Consider the following 23,890-nt stretch of genomic DNA (forward strand, 5'->3'; position numbering starts at 1 on the left):
GCTGGGGGCAGGGCGGGCGTCCGCTGGCTGGCCCCGCTGGCCCTCGGGGTGCGTGCGGCCCCGCCCGCCTGCAGGGCACGACGTGCGCTTACTGAGCCCGGCCCAGCCCGGACTGATCTGATCGGCCCGGCCTGGCACCCCCCCTGCTAAGCGCTGCCCGGCCTAACAGCCTTGCCCGGTTGAGCGCCACCTCGCCTGGCAGCCACGCCCGACAGCGCCGCCTGGTTGGCCTGACCCGCCCCCCCACGGCACCACGGTGTGGCTGGTGAGCGGGTCCCTCCTCGGTGTCGGTTCAGCCGCGCGTCGGCAGCCGTGCGGGCCTGGTGGCGTTGGCCGTCCCCACCCACACCGGGGCGTCGGAAGCGGCGGGAGCCGTTACGCCGGTACCGGGAGCAGGCGGGACGGGCCTCTGCGAAGTAGCCAGGGCGGGAGCAGGGACAAGGGGTTCAGGTAGGTGTCGGCTCTGCGGAGGCCCCAGTGGAGGCAGGCCGTGGGGCAGTGGGACGGGGAGGCTTCCAGGGTGCCGAGGATGTCTCCCGGGGCCACCTCGTCGCCCTTTCGTACGGATGCCCGGACCGGTTGATAGGTGGTCCGGAGCGGAGGATCGCCCGTGTTCTCCAGCTCGACCGAGATGACCCCTCGGCCTGCCACCCGGCCCGCGAAGGACACCACGCCCGGGGCGACCGCCCGGACGGGCGAGCCGGCGGGGGCCGCCAGGTCGACGCCTCGGTGGCCGCGGGCGTAGGTGGTCGGCGGGGGCTCCCACGCCCGCACCACCAGGGGCCGCAGACCCACGGGCCATGCCTGGCCGATCGCCGGGACCGTGTCGACCGATTCCACCCCGGTTGATCCACCGGATGGGTGCGGTGCGCCCGGAGCCGCCTGCGGCGCCGACGTCCACGTCATGGCCATGAGCACGGCCAACAGCCCCGTGGACACCGCCGACCGGCCCGACCTCCACGATCGGGCCGACCCCCACGATCGGGCCGACCTCATTGTCGGCACGGACCTCCCGGCCGGCGCCGACCTCACCGCAGGCACTGACTTGCTTGCCCGTACCCACACGCGCGGCCCCACCGCCCAGCCCGGCTGATCGGACCGCCTCCATCCGCGTGCCCGCACCAACACCCTTGCGCGCGCCGGCCGGCTCAGTCGACCCGACCGGCCCGATCCTCCTGGCCGTCCTGGCCGACATACCCGTTCAGACCAGCGCGTCCACCCCATCCGGTCCGTCCCTCCCCACCGAGGCGGCCGTACCGACCCGCCCGGCCGTGAGTACTTATCCGGCGGTGCGAGCCACTCCAGCCACCTCAGCCACTCCGGCCACACAAGCCACCTCGGCCACACAAGCCACCTCAGCCAGCCCGCCCACGCAAGCCGCCTCGCCCACCTAAGCCACCCGGACCTTCTCCCCTCCCGGCTCGGACGCTCCCGGTGGGTTTCTCGTTCGATTCGTTCGTCGGACATGCCCGAAGCCTCGCCCGAGTGGAGCGAACGTGGCCGGGAACTGTGGAGTACTGGCCGGTTGTGGACATCGGCGTCACCCGGCGCCTCGTGGGTCCCGTACACTTCTGAAGGCGATCCGGGTCACCGGGTCGACTTCGCACGCCCCGGTACGTGGCCCTCAGCGGTCCGTATCAGCGCCCCTCGGTCCTTAGCGGCAACGGCGCATCGCGGGCGTCAGGCGCGAATGCCGTCCGGTGTTCGCGGCACAACCGAGAAAAATCAAGGAGAACGGCCATGGCCGTCGTCACGATGCGGGAGCTGCTGGAGAGCGGCGTCCACTTCGGTCACCAGACCCGTCGCTGGAACCCGAAGATGAAGCGCTTCATCTTCACCGAGCGCAACGGCATCTACATCATCGACCTGCTCCAGTCGCTGTCGTACATCGACCGCGCCTACGAGTTCGTCAAGGAGACCGTCGCCCACGGCGGCACGGTCATGTTCGTCGGTACGAAGAAGCAGGCGCAGGAGGCCATCGCCGAGCAGGCCACCCGCGTCGGCATGCCCTACGTCAACCAGCGCTGGCTGGGCGGCATGCTCACCAACTTCTCGACCGTCTACAAGCGTCTGCAGCGCCTCAAGGAGCTCGAGCAGATCGACTTCGAGGACGTCGCCGCGTCCGGTCTGACCAAGAAGGAGCTTCTCGTGCTCTCGCGCGAGAAGGCCAAGCTGGAGAAGACCCTCGGTGGTATCCGCGAGATGCAGAAGGTGCCCAGCGCCGTCTGGATCGTGGACACCAAGAAGGAGCACATCGCGGTCGGCGAGGCCCGGAAGCTGAACATTCCGGTTGTCGCCATCCTCGACACCAACTGCGACCCCGACGAGGTCGACTACAAGATCCCGGGCAACGACGACGCGATCCGCTCCGTCACCCTGCTCACCCGTGTGATCGCCGACGCCGTCGCCGAGGGCCTCATCTCCCGCTCTCGCGTCGCCACCGGTGACAAGGGCGAGAAGGCCGCGGGCGAGCCGCTCGCCGAGTGGGAGCGCGACCTGCTCGAGGGTGAGAAGAAGGCGGAGGAGGCTCCGGCCGCCGCCGAGGCTCCGGCCGCCGCCGAGGCTCCGGCCGCCGCCGAGGCTCCGGCCGAGGCCCCCGCTGAGGCCGCTGCCGAGGCCCCGGCCGCCGAGGCCGAGCAGGCCTGACCCGGTCAGCATCCGTCGTGTTGACGGCGGGAGCGGTGACATGAACTCCGCTCCCGCCGTTCACCCGTAGGTCAGCGCCGCGTCGGAGATCTCCATCTGGATGGGTACCGACATCCCGATGCGGATCCCGGACCGCGCGGATCTCCGATCTCCCAGACTTCGAGAAAGACTCACAGACTCATGGCGAACTACACCGCCGCCGACGTCAAGAAGCTCCGCGAGCTCACCGGCGCCGGCATGATGGACTGCAAGAAGGCGCTGGACGAGGCCGAGGGCAACGTCGACAAGGCCGTCGAGGCGCTCCGCATCAAGGGCCAGAAGGGCGTCGCCAAGCGCGAGGGCCGCTCCGCCGAGAACGGCGCCGTGGTCTCCCTCATCGCCGACGACAACACCTCCGGTGTCCTCGTCGAGCTGAAGTGCGAGACGGACTTCGTCGCCAAGGGTGACAAGTTCCAGGCCGCGGCGAACGCGATCGCCGCGCACGTCGCCGCGACCTCGCCCGCCGACATCGAGGCCCTGCTCGCCTCCGAGATCGAGGCCGGCAAGACCGTCCAGGCGTTCGTGGACGAGGCCAACGCCAACCTCGGCGAGAAGATCGTCCTGGACCGCTTCGCGCAGTTCGCCGACGGTTTCGTCTACGCCTACATGCACCGCACCATGCCCGACCTGCCCCCGCAGATCGGTGTCCTGGTCGAGCTGGACAAGGCCGACGCCGACCTGGCCAAGGGTGTCGCCCAGCACATCGCCGCCTTCGCGCCGAAGTACCTCTCCAAGGAGGACGTGCCGGCCGAGGTCGTCGAGTCCGAGCGCCGCGTCGCCGAGGAGACCACCCGCGCCGAGGGCAAGCCCGAGGCCGCCCTGCCGAAGATCGTCGAGGGTCGCCTCAACGGCTTCTTCAAGGACGCCACGCTGCTCGGTCAGCCGTACGCGCTCGACAACAAGAAGTCCGTCCAGAAGGTTCTGGACGAGGCCGGTGTCACCCTGAAGCGCTTCACGCGCATCAAGGTCGGCATCTGAGTCCGTACCGCGACGGACGTCCGGTCCCGATAGGGTCGGAAGCAGTCGTTCGCGTACGCCGTCGCACGCGCGCGTGTGACGGACGACAGCAGATCTGACGAGGAGGCCATTGCCGCGCATGGGATGCGAACATCACCCCACCGGCAATGGCCTTCTTCGTATGTGCGACACGTAAAGAGGCGAGATCTCCATGACCACCAAGCCCGAGAAGAGCGACGACGGCAAAGTACACGGCCGGTTTCTGCTGAAGCTGTCCGGAGAGGCGTTCTCCGGGGGCGGTGGCCTCGGCGTCGATCCGGACGTGGTGCACGCCATCGCCCGGGAGATCGCGGCCGTCGTCCGTGACGGCGCGGAGATCGCGGTCGTCATCGGCGGCGGCAACTTCTTCCGCGGCGCCGAACTCCAGCAGCGCGGCATGGACCGTGCCCGCTCCGACTACATGGGCATGCTCGGCACGGTCATGAACTGCCTCGCCCTCCAGGACTTCCTGGAGAAGGAGGGCATCGACAGCCGGGTCCAGACCGCCATCACCATGGGCCAGGTCGCCGAGCCGTACATCCCGCTGCGCGCCGTGCGCCACCTGGAGAAGGGCCGCGTGGTCATCTTCGGCGCCGGTATGGGCATGCCGTACTTCTCCACCGACACCACCGCCGCCCAGCGCGCCCTGGAGATCGACGCCCAGGCGCTGCTGATGGGCAAGAACGGCGTGGACGGGGTCTACGACTCCGACCCCAAGACCAACCCGGACGCGGTCAAGTTCGACTCCCTCGGCTACGGCGAGGTCATCACCCGCGAACTCAAGGTCGCGGACGCCACCGCCATCACGCTCTGCCGCGACAACAAGCTCCCGATCCTCGTGTTCGAGCTTCTCAAGGAGGGCAATATCGCGCGGGCCGTCAAGGGTGAGAAGATCGGCACTCTCGTGGGTGATCAGGGAAGCCGGGCCTGACCGGGTCCTTCCCCTGCCCGGGGGACGGAGCCTGACCGGGGGATGGACAATGTCCTACCGGTCGGGAACCGTGCAGGAACAAGACGCGACGCAGCCGGCCGCCGACGTGACCAAGTACAGCAGCCGGGCCTACTCAAGACACGCAGGAGCAAGTGGTGATCGAAGAGACCCTCCTCGAGGCCGAGGAGAAGATGGAGAAGGCCGTCGTCGTCGCCAAGGACGACTTCGCCGCGATCCGTACCGGTCGTGCGCACCCGGCGATGTTCAACAAGATCGTGGCCGACTACTACGGCGCGCTGACGCCGATCAACCAGCTGGCTTCGTTCTCCGTGCCGGAGCCGCGCATGGCCGTGGTGACCCCGTTCGACAAGACCGCGCTGCGCAACATCGAGCAGGCGATCCGCGACTCGGACCTGGGCGTCAACCCCAGCAATGACGGCAACATCATCCGTGTGGTGTTCCCCGAGCTCACCGAGGAGCGCCGCCGCGAGTTCATCAAGGTCGCCAAGACCAAGGGCGAGGACGCCAAGGTCTCGATCCGTTCCGTGCGCCGCAAGGCCAAGGACGCCATCGACAAGCTCGTCAAGGACGGCGAGGTCGGCGAGGACGAGGGCCGCCGTGCGGAGAAGGAGCTCGACGACACCACCGCGAAGTACGTAGCCCAGGTGGACGAGCTGCTCAAGCACAAGGAAGCCGAGCTCCTCGAGGTCTGATGAACGACTCTTCCTGGGGGGCGCCGCCACAAGCCGGGTACTGGGCGCCGACCGACCGGGGACCTGTCCAGGGGCATGCCCCGGCGGGTCCCCCGTACGATGCGACTGAGGCCCAGCATTCGATGCAGACTCAGCCCATGCCCATCGTGCCCGACGTACCCGCGCATGGCGGGAACCAGGACGACGACCGGGGGGCCGCTCGGCAGGCCGGTCCCCTGTTCCGTGACGAGACGCCGTCGGCGCACCCCCATCGGGAGGCGCCGCAGAAGCCGGAGCCCATGCCCGACGCCCCTCAGCCCGCCCCGCAGAAGAAGAGTGCGGGCCGTGACCTGAGCGCCGCCATAGGGGTCGGTGTCGGGCTCGGCGTGGTCATCGTCGCGTCGCTGTTCGTCGTCAAGGCCGTCTTCGTCGGCGTGATAGCGGTCGCCGTCGTGGTCGGCCTGTGGGAGCTCACCTCGCGCCTGCAGGAACGCAAGGGCATCAAGGCGCCGCTCGTGCCGCTCGCGGTCGGCGGTGCCGCCATGGTCGTCGCCGGGTATGTGCGCGGGCCGGAGGGCGCGTGGGTGGCCATGGCACTGACCGCGCTCGCCGTCCTCGTGTGGCGGATGACGGAACCGCCGGGGAACTACCTGAAGGACGTCACGGCGGGCGTCTTCGCCGCGTTCTACGTGCCGTTCCTCGCCACGTTCGTCGCGCTGATGCTCACCGCGGACGACGGACCGCAGCGGGTCCTCACGTTCCTGGTGCTGACCGTGGTCAGCGACACGGGCGCGTACGCCGTCGGCTGGCGCTTCGGCAAGCACAAGCTCGCCCCCCGCATCAGCCCCGGCAAGACCCGTGAGGGACTGCTCGGCGCGGTCGCCTTCGCCATGGTCGCGGGCGCGCTGCTCATGCAGTTCGTCATCGACGGCGGCACCTGGTGGCAGGGCCTGCTCCTGGGCCTCGCGGTCGCCGCCAGCGCCACCCTCGGTGACCTCGGCGAGTCGATGATCAAGCGGGACCTCGGCATCAAGGACATGGGCACGCTGTTGCCGGGCCACGGCGGCATCATGGACCGGCTGGACTCGCTGCTGCCGACCGCCCCGGTGGTCTGGCTGCTGCTGGTGCTGTTCGTGGGCTCCGGCTGACCGGAACGCCCCACGGGTACGCGGTGTCACGCGGGCCCCCGACCTGGACGACAGGGCGGGGGCCCGTCGCCGTTTGCCGTGGGTCAGCGGTGAACCGGACCCGATTGGCTGCGCTCGGCGGCGAACCGTGGCCCTGGCCGTGGTCGAGTGGGACGATTTCCTCAGGGGGATCACGCCGAAAGGGGGCGGGCTTCATGTCCGACTTCCGTGAATCGATCGACATCGACTGCCGCCCGGAGGACGTCTGGGCGTATGTCAGCGACCTCTCCCATCTGCCCGAGTGGCAGGAGAGCGCGGTCGCGAGCGAGCCGCTGGACGCCGACCCCGTGGGTGTCGGCTCCCGGGTGCGCGTCACCCGGCACTTCGGCCGCCGGAACATTCCGATGACCATGCAGTTCACCGAGTACGAGCCGCCGCGTGCCTGGAGCCTGGAGGGCATCGACGGCCCCGTCCGTAGCCATGTGCACGGGGAGATCACCCCGCTCGACCAGGGCCGACGCTCCCGGGTCACCGTCGAGGTCGGATTCGACGGCCGGGGCATCGGCAAGGTCCTCGTCCCGCTCGTCGTACGGCCCCAGATCCGCAAGGAGCTGCCGCGCAACGAGATGCATCTGAAGGACCGTCTGGAGCACGCGTCGGCGTAGCGGCCGACGGATCCGGCCCGGCCCCCGTGGTGCGGGAACCGGGCCGGAGCGGGCGGCGGTGTGGGGGCGACGGTCGCCGCCGTGCGTCACCTCACTTGGCGAGCCGGTAGGCGTCGGTGATCGTCTGGCGCAGGGTGTTGCCGCTCTTGTCCTTCAGGTCCACCAGGAAGGACACGGCCTTGGCGCTCGCCGGGTGCTTCACGCTGACCGAGCGCGCCCCCTTCGCGTCGGTCTTCACGGCCAGCGTCTTCCAGGTCCTGCCCCCGTCGAACGAGACCTTCACGGTGAGCGCGGCGACCTGCCCGGCCGCGGCGGCCGCGCCTCTCACCTTCAGCGGCACCGTGAGCGTGCCGCCCGCCGGGGCGGTCCCGCTCAGGCTCAGCTTCGGCGTGAAACGCACCGCCGACAGCGGCAGCGTCACCGTCCGGTTCGGGGCCGGCCGCGCCGAGGTGAACGTCCACACCACGGCGACCGTGGTGCTGGTGGAGGTGTCCGCGGTGGAGCGCTTCGCCTCGACCGTCAGACGGTACGCGGCGGACGCGGCGGGAACCTCGGCGGTCAGCATGTCCGTCGCCGGGCCCTCGCCGAGGATCCGGCCGCCGGACTCCAGTCGCGCGACGCCGCCGGTGACGGCCGAGAACCCCGGGTGGCCGCTGCTGTCGGTGAACAGCGGGATCATCGCGCTGATGGTGTCGCCGGTCCGCTCGGCGCCCTGACCGTCGCGTCCACCGGGCGGGAGATCGGGGCCGACCACCGCGGTGTTGAACTTCAGCGTCTGGCTGGAGCCCGGCTTGTAGGTGACCCGTTCCTTGCGGTGGACCATGCGCGCCTCGCTGCGCGCGTCGAGCTGCGTGGCCGTCCAGGACCAGCGCACTCCGGCGGTGCTGAGGTAGTGCGTGGTGGACAGCGGCAGCTTCTGCTGCTGCGGTTCCTGGATGGGCATGCTGTTCCCGAGCTCGTCCAGCGGCCTGATGTGGACGCGGCCCTTGGCCCCGGTCACGGAGGAGCCGAAGCCGAGCTTCACCTCGGCGACCTCGGCCCGGGTGACGGTGTGGTCGAGGCCGGTGAAGAAGGTGCCCTTGCGGTTGAAGGCGAGCCGGTAGTCGACGTTCTTGCCGGCCGAGCCCGGCCTCTTCCACACACCGTTGTACTGGGCCCGCAGCGTCGGGGACGCCGGGCCGAGGGCGGCGGTTCGGATCGGCGGCACGCCGTCGGTGAACCAGGAGTTGCCCGAGCCCAGGGCCTCGTCGTAGTAGCTGACGACGGAGGTGACGAGCTTCGCGGCCTTGTCCGGGGCCTTCACGGCGAGCGGCTTCGCCTTGCGGGAGTCGAGGGTGACCTTGACGTCCTTGGTCACCGCCAGCACCGGCTGCACGAAGAAGCCCAGCTCGTTGTCCTCGGCGAAGACCTGGCTCTCCAGGTGGTAGGAGCCCTTGCGCAGCCGCTGGACCACCGTGCCGTTCGGGCGGCTCGGCAGCTCCACGTAGCCGCCGTCCCCGTCACGGCGGGTGATCACCGTCGCGTACGTCTGCGCGTTCGCCCCGTCGGCGTCGATGTGCCGCACGGTGACGTCGTACGACTCCACCTCGCGCTCCACCACCAGACCGGTGCGCACCTCCTGGCCGTCTCCCGACGCCAGCACCGTGCCGCCGAAGACACCGTCGACGGTGCCCTTGCGGGTGTCGGCGGTGACGGTGGTCTTCGCGGTGCCGCCGGCCGGAACGGTGAGCTGGGTGTCCTTGACGGTGAACATGCCGGCGGGGGCGGGGCCGCCCGACGGATTCGTCGCGGCGACGGTCAGCTTCAGGGTGACGGCACGGGTGCCGAGGTTGCGGTAGGTGAGGGTCTTGGCGACCGGCTTGTCGTCGGTGTGCGGCCAGGACTGCAGGCCGAAGCCGAGGGAGCCCGGCTCGGCGGCGACCAGGGCGGTGGCGGCGCGCTCCAGGTCCACCCGGCCCGCGCCCTGCTGATAAGCGTGCAGCCGCGGATTCGGCCTGGCCGAGCCGGTCAGGATCGTTTTCAGCCGGGCCCCGCTCCAGTCCGGGTGCTGCTGGAGCAGCAGGGCGGCGGCGCCCGCGACATGCGGGGCGGCCATGGAGGTACCGGTCTGGGCGACGTATCCCTCACCGGAGGGTTGTTCGCTCTGCGTGGTCAGGGCGGCGGTGATCTCGACACCGGGGCCGGTGATGTCCGGCTTGGGTGTGCCGTCGCGGTTCGGGCCGAGGCTGGAGAAGTCGCCGAGCTGGTCCTGCTTGTCCACGGCACCGACGGTGAGCGCCGCGGGGGCGCTGCCGGGCGACTGGATGGTGCCGGGCCCGTCGCCGCCCTTGTTGCCGGCGGACACCACGAACAGGGCTTTGCCGGAGAGCCGGGCGACGGCGGCCTCCATCGGGTCGAGGCCCGGGTCGTCGCCGCCGCCGAGGCTCATGTTGACGACCTGTGCGCCCTGGTCGACGGCCCACTGCATGCCGGCGACGATGCCCGAGATGTCACCGAGGCCGTCGTCGGCCAGGACCTTGCCGTCGAGCAGTTTCACGTCGGGCGCCACGCCCTTGTAGCGGCCGCCGGACTTCGCGCCGCTGCCGGCGACGATGGAGGCCACGTGGGTGCCGTGTCCGTAGCGGTCCTTGAGGTCGGGGGACTCGCTGAAGTTCTTCTGGGCGATCTCCAGGCCCTTGAGGTCCGGGTGGGTCTGGTCGACACCCGAGTCCAGGACCGCCACCTTGACGCCCTTGCCGGTGTAGCCGGACTTCCACATGACGGGCGCGCCGATCTGCGGGACGCTCTCGGCGAGGGTGGCCCGGACCTTCGCGTCCAGCCACACATGGGCGAGAGCCCGTTCGGGGGCCGCCGCATCGCCTGCCGTGGGGGCCGGGGAGCGGCCGGTGACGGCCGCCCACAGCGCCGGGGCGTCGGCCTTGGGCGCCTCGAAGGCCTCGCCGTCGACGGCCGGCAGCGCGCGGCGCTCCCGCACGGCCACGCCCGCGAACCGGTCACGGGCGGGGGCGGACGGTTTCGCCTTGGCACCGTCCCGCCGGTAGCCGACGATCAGCGGCAGCGTGCCGCGGTGCGCGTCGTCATACCCGTCCTCGACCAGCTGCGCGACGTCGAACAGCTGCCGGTCGAGCAGTCCGTCGGCGATCGGGCGCAGGGCGTCCTGCGGGACGACATAGGTGTGCCCGGCCTCACGCCGGACCGAGAAGCCGATCTTCTCGCGGCCCTTGCCGCGGGTGAGTTCGACGACCTGACCGTCGGAGCCGACGGCCACCCGGTCCCCGGTGATCAAGGTGACGGTCGCGGCCGGCTGTCCCCCGGCCGTGGTCCCGGCCCCGCCGTGCGCGCCGCCGCCGACGTCCGGCGCGGACTCCGCTCCCGGCGCCGAGTGCGCTTCCGACGCCGACACCGCCCCCGCGACCATGGCCCCGGCCATCACGCCGGCCAGGGCCACCGTCCTCACGCGTCCTACGGATCCCACTCGCGTCCCCCCGCTCCCGTGTGCGCTCTCCGGTATCACGCGCACAACAGGTGTTCGGTTCTCGGTGAACGCACATCAGTGCGAGGGGGATGGCGCAGGGGATGGGGTGAGCCGGAGACGTGCAGGCCCGGGGCCGGACCTTCGGCCGCCGGGCGCCGGAGTTGATCGCCGACACCGGGAGGGTGTGCCGAAGCCCGGCGCCGTGGGAGTCGTCTTCTCAGGCCTGTGCGAGGCGCCGATGGACCACCTCGGCGCTCGCGGCGAGGAATTGATCAGCGGCGGTACGGTGCCGGTTCCAACGGTTGGTGAACTCGGCTTCGTCCACAGCGCCTCGCCTCCAGTAGCTGCCGAGTTGCTGACCGGCGCTGTTCAGTTCCTGCAGCGCTGAGAGCAAGGCCCGGTCCTTCGAGAGGATGCGCAGCCGAGCTGACGCCAGCTGGTGGGCTGAAACGTCCCAACTACTGACACGGTCAGCCATGTTGAGGACCCGCTCCTCCCAGACACGGTTATGGAAGTCTGAGGATGAGGCGGCTACCAGAGCGCATTGCTCCAAGAGCAGCTCCGAGATGCGAGCCCTGTGTTCAGCCCGCTTCACGAGGTGCTGCCCGAGCAGAGCGATCGCAGCACCGACAACGGTTGCGAACAACGTCCCCCATACGCCCATGGTGGGCATTGTTCCCCGGCGGCCGCTCCCTGCACGCCGAATCGGCGGGGGTGGGGTTACTGGTCTGTGGGCCCTCCGAGAGCACGGGCGCGCGCCGCCTCTGCGGCGCGGCCTGCCTCGTGTCTGCGCCCCGGCTGGCCGCGCCCGGCGGCGTGCTACGTGCTGCGGGCAGAAGCGAGGGCGTCATCCGCGGGCCAAAGCCATGCCTCCGGTGGGGGGCGCTCAGGCTCCGAGATGGCGGGGGCCCGGTACACGAGTGCCGGCCGTCAGTGGCTGGTGCGGGGACTCCCATCCCGTCTGCCGTCGACCCAGGCAGAGCCGAGCAGTCGCGGCCCAGGGCGTCAAGGTCGTTCGTACAGTGGCGCGCTCCACTTTGGTGGGTCGAGAAGAACGCCGGGCCTCTGTACGAACAGGCGAGTGGGCGCCTGTGAACCTTAAGGAACTCATTTGCGATCTGGTATACGGATACAGTCACAACGTCCCCCTTGAACAGGAAATCCACGCCGGTGACGTTCGATGTAAAGCCGAGTCCATTATTTCTGACAAGGCCTTCGTGCGGCGCATTGAGGGCATCGACGTCCCCAAACGAGTGAATTACAAGTCCCTCACGGACATGATCGAAACACCAATGCCATATGTGCTCGAACCGCACCGCGAAGGCGTGTGGGTCATGCCCTTTCAAATGTGGTTTCTCTGGGTCGAGGCCAGCCGGGCGGCATGCCTGACGAAACGCACCCGATTCGGGTGTACGTGCGATGTATGGATGTCAAGTTAGTCCGCGCCAGGCAAACATTGCCGCCCGATCTCAGGGCGGCTAATTGACGGATTGCTCCCCTTGAGCAGAGCGCCCCAGCTGCGAGGTGGCACCGGGCCGCGAGTCTGACGAGTCGCAACAGCGGATACAGAGCGCGAGGGTGGTCATGCCACTTCCGTGTCAGGGCAGGCGGGGAGTCACGGGTGATGGATGGATGGAGTTGCGGGCGTCGCGCGACACGCACAACATGTAGACAAAGGACGTCGTGCGGCAGGATGCCCGGCGATACCAGCCCTACGGATCTAAGGCGAAGCTTGAAACAGAGTACCGCATATCTGGCAAAATTCCGGTAGGAGCTGATTTCTGATGAACGCTCCCAGCGAGCAGAGCCTGGCGCAAGAACCCGCTCGATCCTCTCAGGAGAGAGTGGGCTGGGAAGCATTGTGTCCTGAAGAGGGAATAGCCGTCGACGCGATGGTGTGGGGCAGTAAAACGGAGGCTCGGAAGAGCGCAAAGGAGCACAATAGAATGTTCCAGCCGCATCACACCGCAGTCCCAATTCGCGTAACAATAACACCAAATCCGGAGATTTGAAGAGCCATGTAAGTAGCACGGGGATAAGGCCTCATTAGGCCGTGTCGATCGACTGGGCGGCCGTAGGTCACGGCCGCCGTCGGTCAGTTGTGACTGTTCTTAGAAGCGAGCATGTTCGGCCGCGTCCTGGCCAGATCGCCCCCTTGTGTGCCCTTCGTGTGCGTGTCACACAGTTCAGAGGCGGGACCTGGGGGAGGGGGCACTGCATGTCGGTGTTGGGTGGCTATCCGGTAGGGCCGTCGGCCTGGGCCGTCGAGCGGTTTGGGCGGCATGCCGGCGTGCTTGCCGCTGCGGTCCCGGTGCAACTGGCCAAGGCGCACGGAAAGGCTCATGCCGCGCATCTCGCTGCGGGGCTGAAGAAGCGGAGTCCGTACGGTGTCGCCCTTGCGGGCGTGGTGCGCGAGAACCTGGCGGAGACGGCGCGCGAGCTTGGGGAAGCCGTCCGAGACGTACGCGGATATGAGTATGCGGTGATCAATGATCACGCACTCTTCCCTTTCCGGTACGCGGACAGGCCGAGGCCCCTGGACCGAGCCCGGTTGCCCGCCAACGCGTCGCCCACTCGGCACCGGCTGTTCCGGGCGCACGGGCCACAGCCTCCAGAAGGCCTGTTCGACGTCGATGAGGACTTGGCGACCGAGGAGTACCTGGGGCTGCACGAAGCGTTCGAGGAGTTGGGAGCTTCCACCAGGTTGGTCTGTGTGTTCTTCACGGCTGACGCTGAAAACGGCGTCCATGCGATCCACTGGGGGGACGCCCATCTCGAACCCGACCGCACCTTCACGTGGCCCTACAGGGAGCAACTCCCGGTCGCTCCCATGCAGATGGAGTGACGGGCGATGGCGCCGCTGCCTACACAGAGCGGGTCGGAGGCTGGGCCGTCCCTGGGCCGTGCGAGGTCGATCAACGCTGACAGTCGGCACCCACAGGTGACCACCCCCACCCCGCTCTGGCCTGGGCTCCCCGAGTTGATCTGCGACACTGGGAGGGTTATGCCGAAGCCCGGAGAACTCACTTTCGTCGCCCCCCGCGGAGCCAAGAAGCCGCCGCGGCACCTTGCCGATCTCACGCCCGCCGAGCGCAAGGACGCGGTGGCGGCGATCGGGGAGAAGCCGTTTCGTGCCAAGCAGCTCTCGCAGCACTACTTCGCGCGGTACGCGCACGCCCCGGAGCAGTGGACCGACATCCCCGCCGGTGCGCGCACCAAGCTCCAGGAAGCGCTGCTTCCGGAGCTGATGACGGTCGTCCGGCATCTGTCGACCGACCAGGACACCACCCGCAAGACGCTGTGGCGGCTGTTCGACGGGACGCTCGTCGAGTCCGTGCTGATGCGGTACCCGGACCGGGTCACCATGTGCATCAGCTCGCAGGCCGGGTGCGGCATGAACTGCCCCTTCTGCGCCACCGGGCAGGCCGGGCTCGACCGGAACCTGTCCACCGCCGAGATCGTCCACCAGATCGTGGACGGGATGCGGGCGCTGCGCGACGGGGAGATCCCCGGGGGGCCCGCCCGGCTCTCCAACATCGTCTTCATGGGGATGGGCGAGCCGCTCGCCAACTACAACCGCGTCGTCGGCGCCATCCGCCGGCTCACCGACCCGGAGCCGGACGGGCTCGGGCTCTCGCAGCGCGGGATCACCGTGTCGACGGTCGGGCTGGTGCCGGCCATCCACCGGTTCGCCGACGAGGGCTTCAAGTGCCGGCTCGCCATCTCGCTGCACGCCCCCGACGACGAGCTGCGCGACACCCTCGTACCGGTCAACACACGGTGGAAGGTGCGCGAGGTCCTGGACGCCGGATGGGAGTACACCGCGAAGTCCGGGCGGCGGCTGTCCATCGAGTACGCGCTGATCCGGGACATCAACGACCAGGCCTGGCGTGGTGACCGGCTGGGCCGGCTGCTCAAGGGCCGGCCGGTGCACGTCAACCTGATCCCGCTGAACCCGACGCCCGGCTCGAAGTGGACCGCGTCGCGGCCCGAGGACGAGAAGGCGTTCGTGGAGGCCATCGCCGCCCACGGGGTGCCGGTGACCGTCCGGGACACCCGGGGCCAGGAGATCGACGGGGCCTGCGGCCAGCTCGCGGCCACCGAGCGGTAGCCGACGGCCGGGGACGGGCAGGAGTCGGAATCCGGCCACGGGGTAGTGTGACCTTCGTACACATCTTCATATTCCGACAGGGGAGCGCCACAGCGCTGAGAGTGCGGCATCCAGGCCGCAGACCCTCTGAACCTCGCCCAGGTCATTCTGGGTAGGAAGTTCGGTCTTCACTCAAGCTGTTGCGCCCTGCCCGGGAACCGCCGAGGTCCCCGGGCAGGGCCGCGTCTCTTCCTGGTCACCCCCAGGAGGACATCAGTGCACATCAGAACGTTCGTCGCCGCGGCCGTCGGCCTCGGCCTCGTCACGCTGTCCGCGTGCGGCTCGTCGTCGTCCGATGACGCCGGGTCGGGCGGCTCCAAGACCGTCACCCTCGTCAGCCACGGCTCCTTCGGCTACTCCAAGGACGTGCTGAAGGCCTTCGAGAAGGAGTCCGGCTACAAGGTCAAGGTCCTCAAGAGCGGCGACGCCGGCCAGGCCGTCAACCAGGCGATCCTGACCAAGGACAACCCGCAGGGCGACGTCTTCTTCGGCGTCGACAACACCCTGCTGTCCCGCGCGCTCGACAACGGCCTCTTCCAGCCGTACGAGGCGAAGGGCCTCGACAAGGTCGGCGCCGCGTACCAGCTCGACAAGGACGAACACCGGGTCACGCCCATCGACTCCGGTGACATCTGCGTCAACTACGACAAGGCGTACTTCAGTGAGAAGAAGATCGAGCCGCCGCAGACGTTCGACGATCTGATCAAGCCCGAGTACAAGGACCTCCTCGTCACCGAGAACGCCTCCACCTCCTCACCCGGCCTCGGATTCGTCCTCGGCACGGCCGCGAAGTACGGCGACGACGGCTGGGAGGGCTACTGGAAGAAGCTCAAGGCCAACGGCGTCAAGGTCGTCGACGGCTGGGAGCAGGCGTACTACCAGGAGTTCTCCGGGTCGACGGACGGCAAGAAGGCGGGGGGCGACCGGCCCCTCGTCGTGTCGTACGCCTCCTCGCCGCCAGCCGAGGTCATCTACGCCAAGCCGCGTCCGAAGACCGCGCCCACCGGCGTCGCCGGCGGCACCTGCTTCCGGCAGATCGAGTTCGCCGGGCTGCTGAGCAACGCGCGCAACGCCGAGGGCGGCAAGGCGCTCATCGACTTCCTGATCTCGAAGAGGTTCCAGGAGGACATGCCCCTCAACATGTTCGTGTACCCGGTGGTCGACGGCGCGTCCGTGCCCGCCGACTTCGCCGAGTACGGACCGGCCGCGAAGGACCCGGAGACCATGGCCCCGGCGAAGATCGCCGAGAACCGTGACGAGTGGGTCAAGTCATGGACCTCGCTCGTACTGAAGTAGCCAAGGAGCCTCCCGGGCCGGCGGAGGCCGCGCCCCGGCGGAGGTCCCGCAGGGGCGGCGCGGCGCGGCTCGGGCTGATGGCCCTGCCCGTCGCCTTCTTCGGGGTGTTCTTCGCCTACCCGGTCGCCGCGATCGTCGTCCGGGGGCTGAAGACCGAGGGGCGTGGCGGGGGCTGGCAGTTCGGGCGGATCGCGGAGGTACTGGGGGACTCCGGGATCCGGCACGTGCTGTGGTTCACCACCTGGCAGGCGCTCGTCTCGACCGCGCTCACCCTGCTGATCGCGCTCCCCGGCGCGTATGTGTTCGCGCGCTTCGATTTCAGGGGCAAGGATGTCCTGCGGGCGGTCGTGACCGTGCCGTTCGTGCTGCCCACCGTGGTCGTCGGTACGGCGTTCCTGGCGCTGGTCGGGCGTGGGGGGCTGCTCGACGAGCTGGGGGGCGTACGGCTGGACACCACCGTGTGGGCGATCCTGCTCGCCCACGTGTTCTTCAACTACGCGGTCGTCGTCCGAACCGTAGGCGGGCTGTGGGCCCAGCTCGACCCGCGGCAGGAGGAGGCCGCGCGGATGCTCGGGGCGTCCCTGCTCGGCGCCTGGCGGAAGGTGACCCTGCCGGCGCTCGGGCCCGCCGTGGCCGCCGCCGCCCTGATGGTCTTCCTCTTCACCTTCACCTCGTTCGGGGTGGTGCAGATCCTCGGCGGGCCGACCTTCTCCACGCTCGAAGTGGAGATCTACCGGCAGACCTCGGAGATCTTCGACCTGACGACGGCCGCCGTGCTGACGCTCGTGCAGTTCGCCGCGGTCGGGATGATCCTCGCCGTGCACGCCTGGACCGTGCGGCGGCGGGAGACCGCGCTGCGGCTGGTCGACGCCTCGCTCACGGCACGGCGGCCGCGAGGAGCCGGGCAGTGGGCGCTGCTGGCCGGTGTCCTCGCCACAGTGGTCGTGCTGATCCTGCTGCCGCTGGGCGTCCTGGTCGAGCGGTCGCTCGACGCACCGGGATTCGGCTACTACAAGGCGCTGACCAGCGACGACAGCGGCATCTTCCTGGTGGCGCCGATCGAGGCGATCGGCAACTCGCTCACCTACGCGTGCGCCGCGACCGCCATCGCCGTCCTCGTGGGCGGCCTCGCGGCGGCCGCCCTCACCCTGCGCACCCGCCCCCGCGGCGACGGGAAGACCCCCGTGACCGACCATCTCGTCCGGGGCTTCGACGCGCTGCTCATGCTGCCGCTCGGGGTGTCCGCCGTGACCGTCGGCTTCGGCTTCCTGATCGCGCTGGACGAACCGCCGCTCGATCTGCGCAGCTCCTGGATATTGGTGCCCCTCGCACAGGCCCTCGTCGGCGTCCCCTTCGTCGTACGGACCATGCTGCCTGTGCTGCGGGCCGTGGACGAACGGCTGCGTGAGGCCGCGGCCGTCCTCGGGGCGTCGCCGTGGCGGGTGTGGCGCGAGGTCGACCTGCCGCTCGTACGGCGGGCCCTGCTGATCGCGGCCGGGTTCGCCTTCGCCGTCTCGCTCGGTGAGTTCGGGGCGACCGTGTTCATCGCGCGCGCCGACAACCCGACCCTGCCGGTCGCCGTGGCCCGGCTGCTCGGCAGGCCGGGCGACCTCAACTACGGCCAGGCCATGGCCCTTTCGACGATTCTTATGGTGGTGTGCGCGGTGGCCCTGCTGGTGCTGGAGCGCCTCCGCGCCGATCGCACGGGGGAGTTCTGATGTTGCTGAGGATCGAGGGCGCGACCGTACGGTTCGACGGGCGGCCCGTCCTCGACGGGGTCGATCTGGGCGTCGCCGAGCACGAGATCGTGTGCGTGCTGGGGCCGAGCGGCAGCGGGAAGTCGACCCTGCTGCGGGCGGTCGCCGGGCTCCAGCCCCTCGACGCCGGACGGGTGTCGCTGGACGGGCACGACCAGTCGGGCGTCCCGGCGCACAAGCGCGGCGTCGGTCTGATGTTCCAGGACCACCAGCTGTTCCCCCAGCGGGACGTCGCGGGCAACGTCGCCTTCGGGCCCCGGATGCACGGCGCCGCCAAGGACGAACGCGCTTCCCGTGTAAGGGAGTTGCTGGAGCTGGTCGGACTGCCCGGGGCCGCGCGCCGCCGGGTCGGGGAGTTGTCCGGCGGTGAGCAGCAACGGGTCGCGCTGGCCCGCGCCCTCGCGCCACGCCCCCGGCTGCTCATGCTCGACGAACCCCTCGGCCAGCTGGACCGCTCGCTGCGGGAACGACTCGTCGTCGAACTCCGGCAACTGTTCGCCGAGTTGGGCACGACCGTGCTGGCGGTCACACACGACCAGGGGGAGGCGTTCGCGCTGGCCGACCGGGTCGTGGTGATGAGGGACGGACGGATCGCCCAGTCCGGCACGCCCCTGGAGGTGTGGCAGCGCCCGGCGGACGAGTTCGTGGCCCGCTTCCTCGGCTTCGACAACGTGGTCGACGCGACGGTGACCGGCCAGGCCGCCGACACCCCCTGGGGCAAGGTGCCGGTGCCCGAGGGCTCGGCGCAGGGGCCGGGCGCGCTGCTGGTGCGGCCCGCAGGGGTACGGCTGGTCGACGCCGCCGACGGACTGCGCTGCACCGTGGCCGCACGCACCTTCCGGGGCACCCATGTCTCCGTGCACCTCCAGCCCGAGGGCGCGCCACGACTGGAGGCGGCGTGCGCGCTGAGGGACGCGCCGGACCCCGGCGACCAGGTGGGCGTGGCCTTCGACGCCGCCGAAATCCTCGTGCTCGGCGGTGACCCGGCCGCATAGGGTCCACCACCATGACCCTGCGTACCCGTGAACCCCACGCCCGACATGACCGCTACTGCGCCGAGATCGAGCACCAGCTACGGCAGTTGAGGGACGTGGTGACCTCCGGCGCGGACCTCTCGGCGACCGTGCCGACCTGCCCCGACTGGTCGCTGGAACAGCTCGTCCGGCACACCGGCGGCTCCCTGCGCTGGGTCGAACTCAACGTACGGACGCGGGCGGAGGAGGAGGTGCCCGAGGAACGGGTGCCGCTGTACGACGGCCCCGAGAAGCAGGGGGACCCGGCCGAGCTGGACGCCTGGCTCGCTCGGACGGGGGAGGAACTCCTCGCCACGCTGCGGGAGGCCGGGCCCGAGACACCGGTGTGGTCCTGGGGCTGGGAGCGGACCGCCGGGTTCTGGGCCCGCCGGGTGACCCATGAACTGGTCGTCCACCGGGCCGACGCGACCCTAGCCGCCGGGCTGCCGTACGAGGTGGCGCCGGAGATCGCCGCCGACGCGATCGACGAGTGGCTGGAGATCGTCGAGTTCGTCCAGCGGACCGAGCCGGACGACGCGGCCGCCGAACTGCGCGGACCCGGCCGCAGCATCCACCTCCACGCCACCGACGTGACGGCAGAGTGGTTCGTCGACCTGACCGAGGAGGGCGTGCGCTGGCGGCACGGCCACGAGAAGGCGACCGTCGCGCTGCGCGGCCCGCTCACCGACGTACTGCTCGCCTTCTACCGCCGACTGCCCCCGGACGGCGGTCGCCTGGAGGTCCTGGGCGACCGGGAACTGCTGGACTTCTGGCTGGAGCGGGCGACCTTCGGGTGAGCCGCGTGGGCGGGCCGCTCGACGCGAGCCCTCCGACACGCATGCGGCCCGCACCCCTCACCGAGGAGCGCGGGCCGCACGGCCGTACGAGGACGGTCAGCGCATGGAGGACCCGCGGCGCCGCATGCTGTAGATCACGGCACCGACGCCGAGGGCGACCAGGACCGCCGCGACACCCGCTATGGGACCGGTGTCGGAGTCGGCACCGGTCTCCGCGAGGTTGGAGTCACCCTCGGGGGAGGGGAGGTTGTTGGTGCCGCCCGAACCGGCGGGCGTGCCGCTCTCCGAGGCGGACGGCGTGGGGGCCTTCCCCTCCTCGGCCGGCTCCTTCTCGGCGGGCTTCCCCGGCTTCTCGGGCTTTCCGGGCTTCTCGGGCTTTCCGGGCTTCTCCGGCTTCTCGGAGGAGGCCGGCGGGGTGTCGTCCGCCTTCTTGCACGACTTGTCGGGCGCGACCAGGATCGGCAGGTCGTCGTCGACGTACTTGTCCGCCGCGATGTGGATGCGGTACTCGGCCCTCGGCTTCCACTTCTCGTCGAAGGTGACGGTCACACCCTCGGCCGTGGAGCCCTCGATGACCTGGGTGCCGACCTTGCGCAGGTCGGCACCGTTGTTCTCCAGGTAGACGGTGACCTCGGCCGGGACGCCCAGCGGGTCGACGTCGGTCACGCGGATGACGCCCTGGTCGCCGTCGCACTCCGCCACGGCGGAGAAGTCCTTGATGCTGCAGGCCATGGCATTGCCCGCGACGCCGAACACGAGTGCGGCGGAAGCGGAGGCGACACCGAGACAACGCGCTGCTCGCGCGATTCGGGGAGATGTGGACACGTTTGCCCTTCACGGGGAGCACAGGGGAGTGGGGGTGACGGAGGCGCCGCCGGTGAAGCGGCTTCCCCATGTGCCTCACAGGTTTATAAGCGCGGCATAAGTACTGTCAATCCGAAGAAGTGTCCGAGCCGTTGGCTTTGCCCATTGATGAACAGCCCACGTGTTTACTCCCGGTTCGCCGCACCGCCGCCCTCATCCGCGGAGCCGCTCCAGCGCCTCGGGGGCGTCCTCGATCCGGTCGACCAGCGCGATCCGGGACTCCATGGAGCGGTCACGGGCCAGGGAGCTGAGCAGGGGCCAGGTGGGGAGCTTCTCCGTCCAGTGGACGCGGTCGACGAGGACCATGGGGGTCGGTTCGCCGCGGGACTCGTAGTAGTTGGGGGTGGCGTTGTCGAAGATCTCCTGGACGGTGCCGGCGGCGCCGGGCAGGAAGACGACGCCGTGGTCGCAGCGGGCGAGGAGGCCGTCCTCGCGGGTGGCGTTGGCGAAGTACTTGGCGATGTGGGAGGCGAACGGGTTCGGCGGCTCGTGGCCGTAGAACCAGGTGGGGATGCCCACGGAGGTGCCGCCCTTGGGATAGCGGGTGCGCACCTCGAAGGCGGCGCTCGCCCAGTCGGTGATCGACGGCGTGAACTTCGGTGCCTTCGCCAGCAGTCGCAGGGCGTCGGCGAGCATCGCGTCGTCGTGCGGGGCGGCGTAGGCGCCGAGGTTGGCGGCCTCCATCGCGCCCGGGCCGCCGCCGGTGGCGACCGTGAGACCGGAGCGGGCGAGGCTCCGGCCGAGGCGGGCGGCACCCTCGTACGCCGCGGTGCCGCGGGCCATCGCGTGGCCGCCCATCACCCCCACCACCCGTGCGCCGACGAGGAGTTCGTCGAGCGCGTCGGAGACGGAGTCGTCGTGGACGGCGCGCAGTGTGGAGGCGAAGATGTCCCGGTCGGCCTTGGTCCGCTGGAACCAGGCGTAGGAGCGGGCGTCCGGCGTCGCCTCGTAACCGCCGTCCACCAGGGACGCGAACAGCTCGTCGGGGGAGTAGAGCAGGCCCCGATACGGGTCGAAGGGCAGATCCGGTATGGGCGGGAAGACCAGGGCGCCGTCCGCGCGGATCTTCGCCGCCGCGTCCTCGCGCATCGGGCAGCCGAGGAAGACGGCGCCCGCCGCGTCGGTGGTGAGCAGTTCGCGTGTACGGTCCGTCAGGTCGACGGCTTGGACGCGGTATCCGGAGAGGGTGCCGCGGGCCGAGACGGTCGCGTCGAACTCCTCGATCGTCTCGATCTCGCGGTCGTCATGGTGGGCCGCATGGGCGGGCATCGTCTGCACCCGCCCATGCTAGGCGCGGCCGTACCGGCGGGAGGCACCCCTCGAAACGTCGGGACTCAGCCCTCGATGACGTCGGGGTTCATCCACACGACCTCCCAGGTGTGGCCGTCGAGGTCGTCGAAGGCGCGGCCGTACATGAAGTCCATCTCCTGGACCTTCTCGGAGGCCGTACCGCCGGCGGCGACCGCCTTCTCCACCAGTTCGTCCACCTTCTCGCGGCTCTCGGCGCTCAGACACAGCAGCACCTCGCTGGTCCGGGTGGCGTCCGCGATCTCCTTCTTGGTGAAGGTCGCGTAGAACGGCTTGGTGAGCAGCATCGCCACGATGGTGTCGCTGATCACGACGGAGGCGGCGTTCTCGTCGCTGAACTGCGGGTTGATCGAGTACCCCAGCTCCGTGAAGAACTTCGTGGAGGCGTCGAGGTCGTTCACGGGCAGGTTCACGAAGATCATCTGCTGGTACATGTGGGTCTCTCCCGTAGCGTCGGTCGGTCCGGCGTGGGTCTCGGTCCGTTCGAGGGGATAGACCGGGGCCCTCCGTGAAACTCATCGCCGGTCGCGGATCTTTTTTGTACGAGTTCTCCGGCGCCCTCGATGCCGCGGCCGACCGGTGGTCAGGAGGCCAGCGGGAGTGCCGCCAGCTCCGCGACCGTCCAGGTCAGCGGGCCGAAGACGGCGAGCAGGGCGCCCGCGCGGAGCAGGGCGGCCCGGCGGGGCAGGGCGGCGGGCGCCCCCATCCGCAGCAGCGCGGCCGTGGTGTCGGCGTGCGCCCGGCGGGCCTCGACGGCGGCCGTGGCGAGGGTGAGGACGGTGCAGCCGGCCACGACGAACGCCCCCAGCAGGGTCAGCGGACCGACCGCGGGGCGCGCGCCGGAGGACAGCGTCACCATGGCGTACGCCCCGGAGGCCACCGCGCACACCACCCCGAGCGGCCGCCCGATCCGCCGGGCCTCCGCCTGCAGCACCCGCCCGGACAGCAGCCTGAGCGCCCCCGGCCGCACGGCCTGGAGCAGCCGGCCGGTGAGGTGGGTGAGCCCGGGGCCGGCGAGGGCCAGGCCCAGCGCGGTCAGCAGCCAGCCGCCGAGCACCCCGGCGGGGCTGTCGGCGAAGCCTCCGGGGAGGGCCAGGGCGGAACCGGCGTCGGACTGCCCGGCGTGGGTCTCGATGGCGAGGCCGACGGCGAGGACGGCGATGCCCCAGGGGAGGCCGCCGGGCGCGGGGCGCGGGGCCGGTGGCTCGTCCGGCTCGGCGGTCGCGGAGGTCTCCTCGTCGGGCTCCGGCTCCTCCTCGAACCTGGTCGCGCCCGCCGGTTCCAGCACCCGGCGGCGGATGTCGAAGGTGTCGTACGCCATGAAGCGCGTCCGGGGGTTGGCGGCCCGGGTCCGGGGGCCCCAGGGGCGCAGGACCAGTGCCGTCGTCACGGACGCCACGACCGGTACCAGGGCGAGGAGGGTGAGGGCGGCCGGTAGCGGCAGGGGGCGTCCGGCGCCGAGGGCGTCGGCGGCGATGCGGTCGAAGGGCATGCCGGTGAGGTCGCCGCGCAGGTGGAGGAAGACGAGCAGGGCGAGCAGGGAGCCCAGGGTGGTGGACAGGGCCGTCGTCACGGCGGAGACGGCCATGAGGCGGACCGGGCCGAGGCCGATGGCGGACAGGCCGGGGCGCGGCCGCGTGCCGGGGTCGGTCCGGGCGACCGTCACCGCGAAGTGGATCGTGGCGGAGGCGGGGGCGAGGCACCAGAGCAGCCGCAGCAGCGAGGCGGAGGAGGCGTGCGGGTGGGACAGGGCGTACCCGAGGGCGCACAGCAGCAGGAACCCCGTGCCACCGGAGGCCGCGGCGACGAGCAGCCGGCGGAGCTGGACGACAGGGTGGGCGCGGCGGGCTAGACGGAGAGCGAGCACGCGGCCCGGCCTCCTCCCTCGGCGGCGGACGGGCGGTCCCCTTTGCCGGAGTCGCCGTCCCGTACGGCGGCGGTTCGTCCGTCGCCCTCGGGGGCGACGGTGGCGGTCGGCCGTTCGGCTCGGGAATCGGCCGGCCGACCGGAAGGGGTGGCGGTCGGCCGCTCGGCATCGGAGGCGGGCCGGCTGCCGTCCCCTGCGGCGTGCCGGGCCTTGCCCACGGTGGTGGCGAGGCGCTCGCCCTCGGCGGCGGACCGGGCCTCACCGCGC

At 70.4% G+C, this 23,890-nt stretch carries 20 protein-coding genes and 1 pseudogene; 13 read left to right on the plus strand and 8 right to left on the minus strand.

Translation table 11 applies throughout. The annotated features are described in order from the left end of the window. Positions 1–375: 375 nt before the first annotated feature. Positions 376–912: a M23 family metallopeptidase gene (locus AOK23_RS15540; protein WP_240496399.1), complete on the minus strand. Its 537-nt coding sequence runs from the start codon at positions 910–912 to the stop codon at positions 376–378. Here AOK23_RS15540 and AOK23_RS48440 point away from each other — a divergent pair. The 7 genes from AOK23_RS48440 (at position 905) to AOK23_RS15570 (ending at position 7,096) form a co-directional block, all read left to right on the plus strand. After that, on the plus strand, positions 905–1,093 hold the full coding sequence (locus AOK23_RS48440) for a hypothetical protein (protein WP_206336208.1): 189 nt from the start codon (positions 905–907) through the stop codon (positions 1,091–1,093). The genes AOK23_RS15540 and AOK23_RS48440 overlap by 8 nt on opposite strands. Before the next feature lie 647 nt (positions 1,094–1,740). Then, positions 1,741–2,646, plus strand: coding sequence for a 30S ribosomal protein S2 (gene rpsB / locus AOK23_RS15545; protein WP_055713312.1), 906 nt, complete (start codon positions 1,741–1,743; stop codon positions 2,644–2,646). Positions 2,647–2,826: 180 nt separating this feature from the next. After that, positions 2,827–3,663 carry a translation elongation factor Ts gene (tsf, locus tag AOK23_RS15550; protein ID WP_055713313.1) on the plus strand — a complete coding sequence of 279 codons (837 nt, stop codon included), beginning with the start codon at positions 2,827–2,829 and terminating at the stop codon, positions 3,661–3,663. A gap of 190 nt (positions 3,664–3,853) precedes the next feature. Further along, on the plus strand, positions 3,854–4,612 hold the full coding sequence (gene pyrH, locus AOK23_RS15555) for a UMP kinase (protein ID WP_055517171.1): 759 nt from the start codon (positions 3,854–3,856) through the stop codon (positions 4,610–4,612). A gap of 155 nt (positions 4,613–4,767) precedes the next feature. Then, positions 4,768–5,325, plus strand: coding sequence for a ribosome recycling factor (gene frr, locus AOK23_RS15560; protein ID WP_055517210.1), 558 nt, complete (start codon positions 4,768–4,770; stop codon positions 5,323–5,325). Then, complete coding sequence (locus AOK23_RS15565; protein WP_107102797.1) at positions 5,325–6,452, plus strand: phosphatidate cytidylyltransferase; 1,128 nt, start codon at positions 5,325–5,327, stop codon at positions 6,450–6,452. The genes frr and AOK23_RS15565 overlap by 1 nt, the downstream gene beginning before the upstream one ends. A 194-nt stretch (positions 6,453–6,646) precedes the next feature. After that, complete coding sequence (locus AOK23_RS15570; RefSeq protein ID WP_055713315.1) at positions 6,647–7,096, plus strand: SRPBCC family protein; 450 nt, start codon at positions 6,647–6,649, stop codon at positions 7,094–7,096. Between the two features lie 91 nt (positions 7,097–7,187). On the opposite strand, the gene AOK23_RS15575 is transcribed toward AOK23_RS15570, so the two are convergent. Both AOK23_RS15575 and AOK23_RS15580 read right to left on the minus strand, forming a co-directional pair. Then, positions 7,188–10,553 (minus strand): S8 family serine peptidase, encoded by a 3,366-nt coding sequence (locus AOK23_RS15575; protein WP_157878047.1) that lies wholly within the window; start codon positions 10,551–10,553, stop codon positions 7,188–7,190. 235 nt (positions 10,554–10,788) lie between these two features. Beyond that, entirely contained in the window at positions 10,789–11,235 is a 447-nt protein-coding gene (locus AOK23_RS15580) for a hypothetical protein (RefSeq protein ID WP_157878048.1), read from the minus strand. A gap of 1,554 nt (positions 11,236–12,789) precedes the next feature. Here AOK23_RS15580 and AOK23_RS15585 point away from each other — a divergent pair. The 6 genes from AOK23_RS15585 to AOK23_RS15610 all read left to right on the plus strand — a co-directional run bounded on the left by AOK23_RS15585 (position 12,790) and on the right by AOK23_RS15610 (position 19,584). Further along, complete coding sequence (locus tag AOK23_RS15585; protein ID WP_055713318.1) at positions 12,790–13,416, plus strand: hypothetical protein; 627 nt, start codon at positions 12,790–12,792, stop codon at positions 13,414–13,416. A 159-nt stretch (positions 13,417–13,575) separates the two neighbouring features. Further along, positions 13,576–14,682: a dual-specificity RNA methyltransferase RlmN gene (rlmN, locus tag AOK23_RS15590; protein ID WP_055713319.1), complete on the plus strand. Its 1,107-nt coding sequence runs from the start codon at positions 13,576–13,578 to the stop codon at positions 14,680–14,682. 255 nt (positions 14,683–14,937) lie between these two features. Beyond that, positions 14,938–16,017: a thiamine ABC transporter substrate-binding protein gene (locus AOK23_RS15595; RefSeq protein WP_055713320.1), complete on the plus strand. Its 1,080-nt coding sequence runs from the start codon at positions 14,938–14,940 to the stop codon at positions 16,015–16,017. Further along, entirely contained in the window at positions 15,993–17,735 is a 1,743-nt protein-coding gene (locus tag AOK23_RS15600) for an ABC transporter permease (RefSeq protein WP_079049498.1), read from the plus strand. The genes AOK23_RS15595 and AOK23_RS15600 overlap by 25 nt, the downstream gene beginning before the upstream one ends. Then, on the plus strand, positions 17,735–18,769 hold the full coding sequence (locus tag AOK23_RS15605; RefSeq protein WP_055713322.1) for an ABC transporter ATP-binding protein: 1,035 nt from the start codon (positions 17,735–17,737) through the stop codon (positions 18,767–18,769). The genes AOK23_RS15600 and AOK23_RS15605 overlap by 1 nt, the downstream gene beginning before the upstream one ends. A gap of 11 nt (positions 18,770–18,780) precedes the next feature. Further along, complete coding sequence (locus AOK23_RS15610) at positions 18,781–19,584, plus strand: maleylpyruvate isomerase family mycothiol-dependent enzyme (RefSeq protein WP_055713323.1); 804 nt, start codon at positions 18,781–18,783, stop codon at positions 19,582–19,584. Positions 19,585–19,680: 96 nt separating this feature from the next. On the opposite strand, the gene AOK23_RS15615 is transcribed toward AOK23_RS15610, so the two are convergent. The 5 genes and pseudogenes from AOK23_RS15615 to AOK23_RS51395 form a co-directional block, all read right to left on the minus strand. Next, positions 19,681–20,409: an LAETG motif-containing sortase-dependent surface protein gene (locus AOK23_RS15615; protein ID WP_079049499.1), complete on the minus strand. Its 729-nt coding sequence runs from the start codon at positions 20,407–20,409 to the stop codon at positions 19,681–19,683. Between the two features lie 192 nt (positions 20,410–20,601). Beyond that, a complete protein-coding gene (locus AOK23_RS15620) occupies positions 20,602–21,726 on the minus strand; it encodes an LOG family protein (protein ID WP_055713324.1) in 1,125 nt (374 codons plus the stop codon). A gap of 56 nt (positions 21,727–21,782) precedes the next feature. Next, positions 21,783–22,190, minus strand: coding sequence for a VOC family protein (locus AOK23_RS15625; RefSeq protein ID WP_055713325.1), 408 nt, complete (start codon positions 22,188–22,190; stop codon positions 21,783–21,785). A 149-nt stretch (positions 22,191–22,339) separates the two neighbouring features. Further along, positions 22,340–23,623 (minus strand): hypothetical protein, encoded by a 1,284-nt coding sequence (locus tag AOK23_RS15630; protein ID WP_055713326.1) that lies wholly within the window; start codon positions 23,621–23,623, stop codon positions 22,340–22,342. Continuing rightward, positions 23,605–23,890 (minus strand): annotated as a pseudogene (locus AOK23_RS51395) (hypothetical protein); the annotation flags it as partial. The gene AOK23_RS15630 and the pseudogene AOK23_RS51395, both read right to left, overlap by 19 nt.

It is taken from the genome of Streptomyces torulosus (genome assembly GCF_001419765.1).
GTDB classification, from domain to species: domain Bacteria; phylum Actinomycetota; class Actinomycetes; order Streptomycetales; family Streptomycetaceae; genus Streptomyces; species Streptomyces torulosus.

Coding starts and splice junctions, on each gene's coding strand:
- AOK23_RS15540 (WP_240496399.1), bottom strand. CDS start 912: ATGGCCATGACGTGGACGTCGGCGCCGCAGGCGGCTCCGGGCGCACCG.
- AOK23_RS15570 (WP_055713315.1), top strand. CDS start 6,647: ATGTCCGACTTCCGTGAATCGATCGACATCGACTGCCGCCCGGAGGAC.
- AOK23_RS48440 (WP_206336208.1), top strand. CDS start 905: ATGGCCATGAGCACGGCCAACAGCCCCGTGGACACCGCCGACCGGCCC.
- AOK23_RS15585 (WP_055713318.1), top strand. CDS start 12,790: ATGTCGGTGTTGGGTGGCTATCCGGTAGGGCCGTCGGCCTGGGCCGTC.
- AOK23_RS15580 (WP_157878048.1), bottom strand. CDS start 11,235: ATGGGCGTATGGGGGACGTTGTTCGCAACCGTTGTCGGTGCTGCGATC.
- AOK23_RS15605 (WP_055713322.1), top strand. CDS start 17,735: ATGTTGCTGAGGATCGAGGGCGCGACCGTACGGTTCGACGGGCGGCCC.
- pyrH (WP_055517171.1), top strand. CDS start 3,854: ATGACCACCAAGCCCGAGAAGAGCGACGACGGCAAAGTACACGGCCGG.
- AOK23_RS15565 (WP_107102797.1), top strand. CDS start 5,325: ATGAACGACTCTTCCTGGGGGGCGCCGCCACAAGCCGGGTACTGGGCG.
- AOK23_RS15625 (WP_055713325.1), bottom strand. CDS start 22,190: ATGTACCAGCAGATGATCTTCGTGAACCTGCCCGTGAACGACCTCGAC.
- tsf (WP_055713313.1), top strand. CDS start 2,827: ATGGCGAACTACACCGCCGCCGACGTCAAGAAGCTCCGCGAGCTCACC.
- AOK23_RS15610 (WP_055713323.1), top strand. CDS start 18,781: ATGACCCTGCGTACCCGTGAACCCCACGCCCGACATGACCGCTACTGC.
- rlmN (WP_055713319.1), top strand. CDS start 13,576: ATGCCGAAGCCCGGAGAACTCACTTTCGTCGCCCCCCGCGGAGCCAAG.
- rpsB (WP_055713312.1), top strand. CDS start 1,741: ATGGCCGTCGTCACGATGCGGGAGCTGCTGGAGAGCGGCGTCCACTTC.
- AOK23_RS15600 (WP_079049498.1), top strand. CDS start 15,993: ATGGACCTCGCTCGTACTGAAGTAGCCAAGGAGCCTCCCGGGCCGGCG.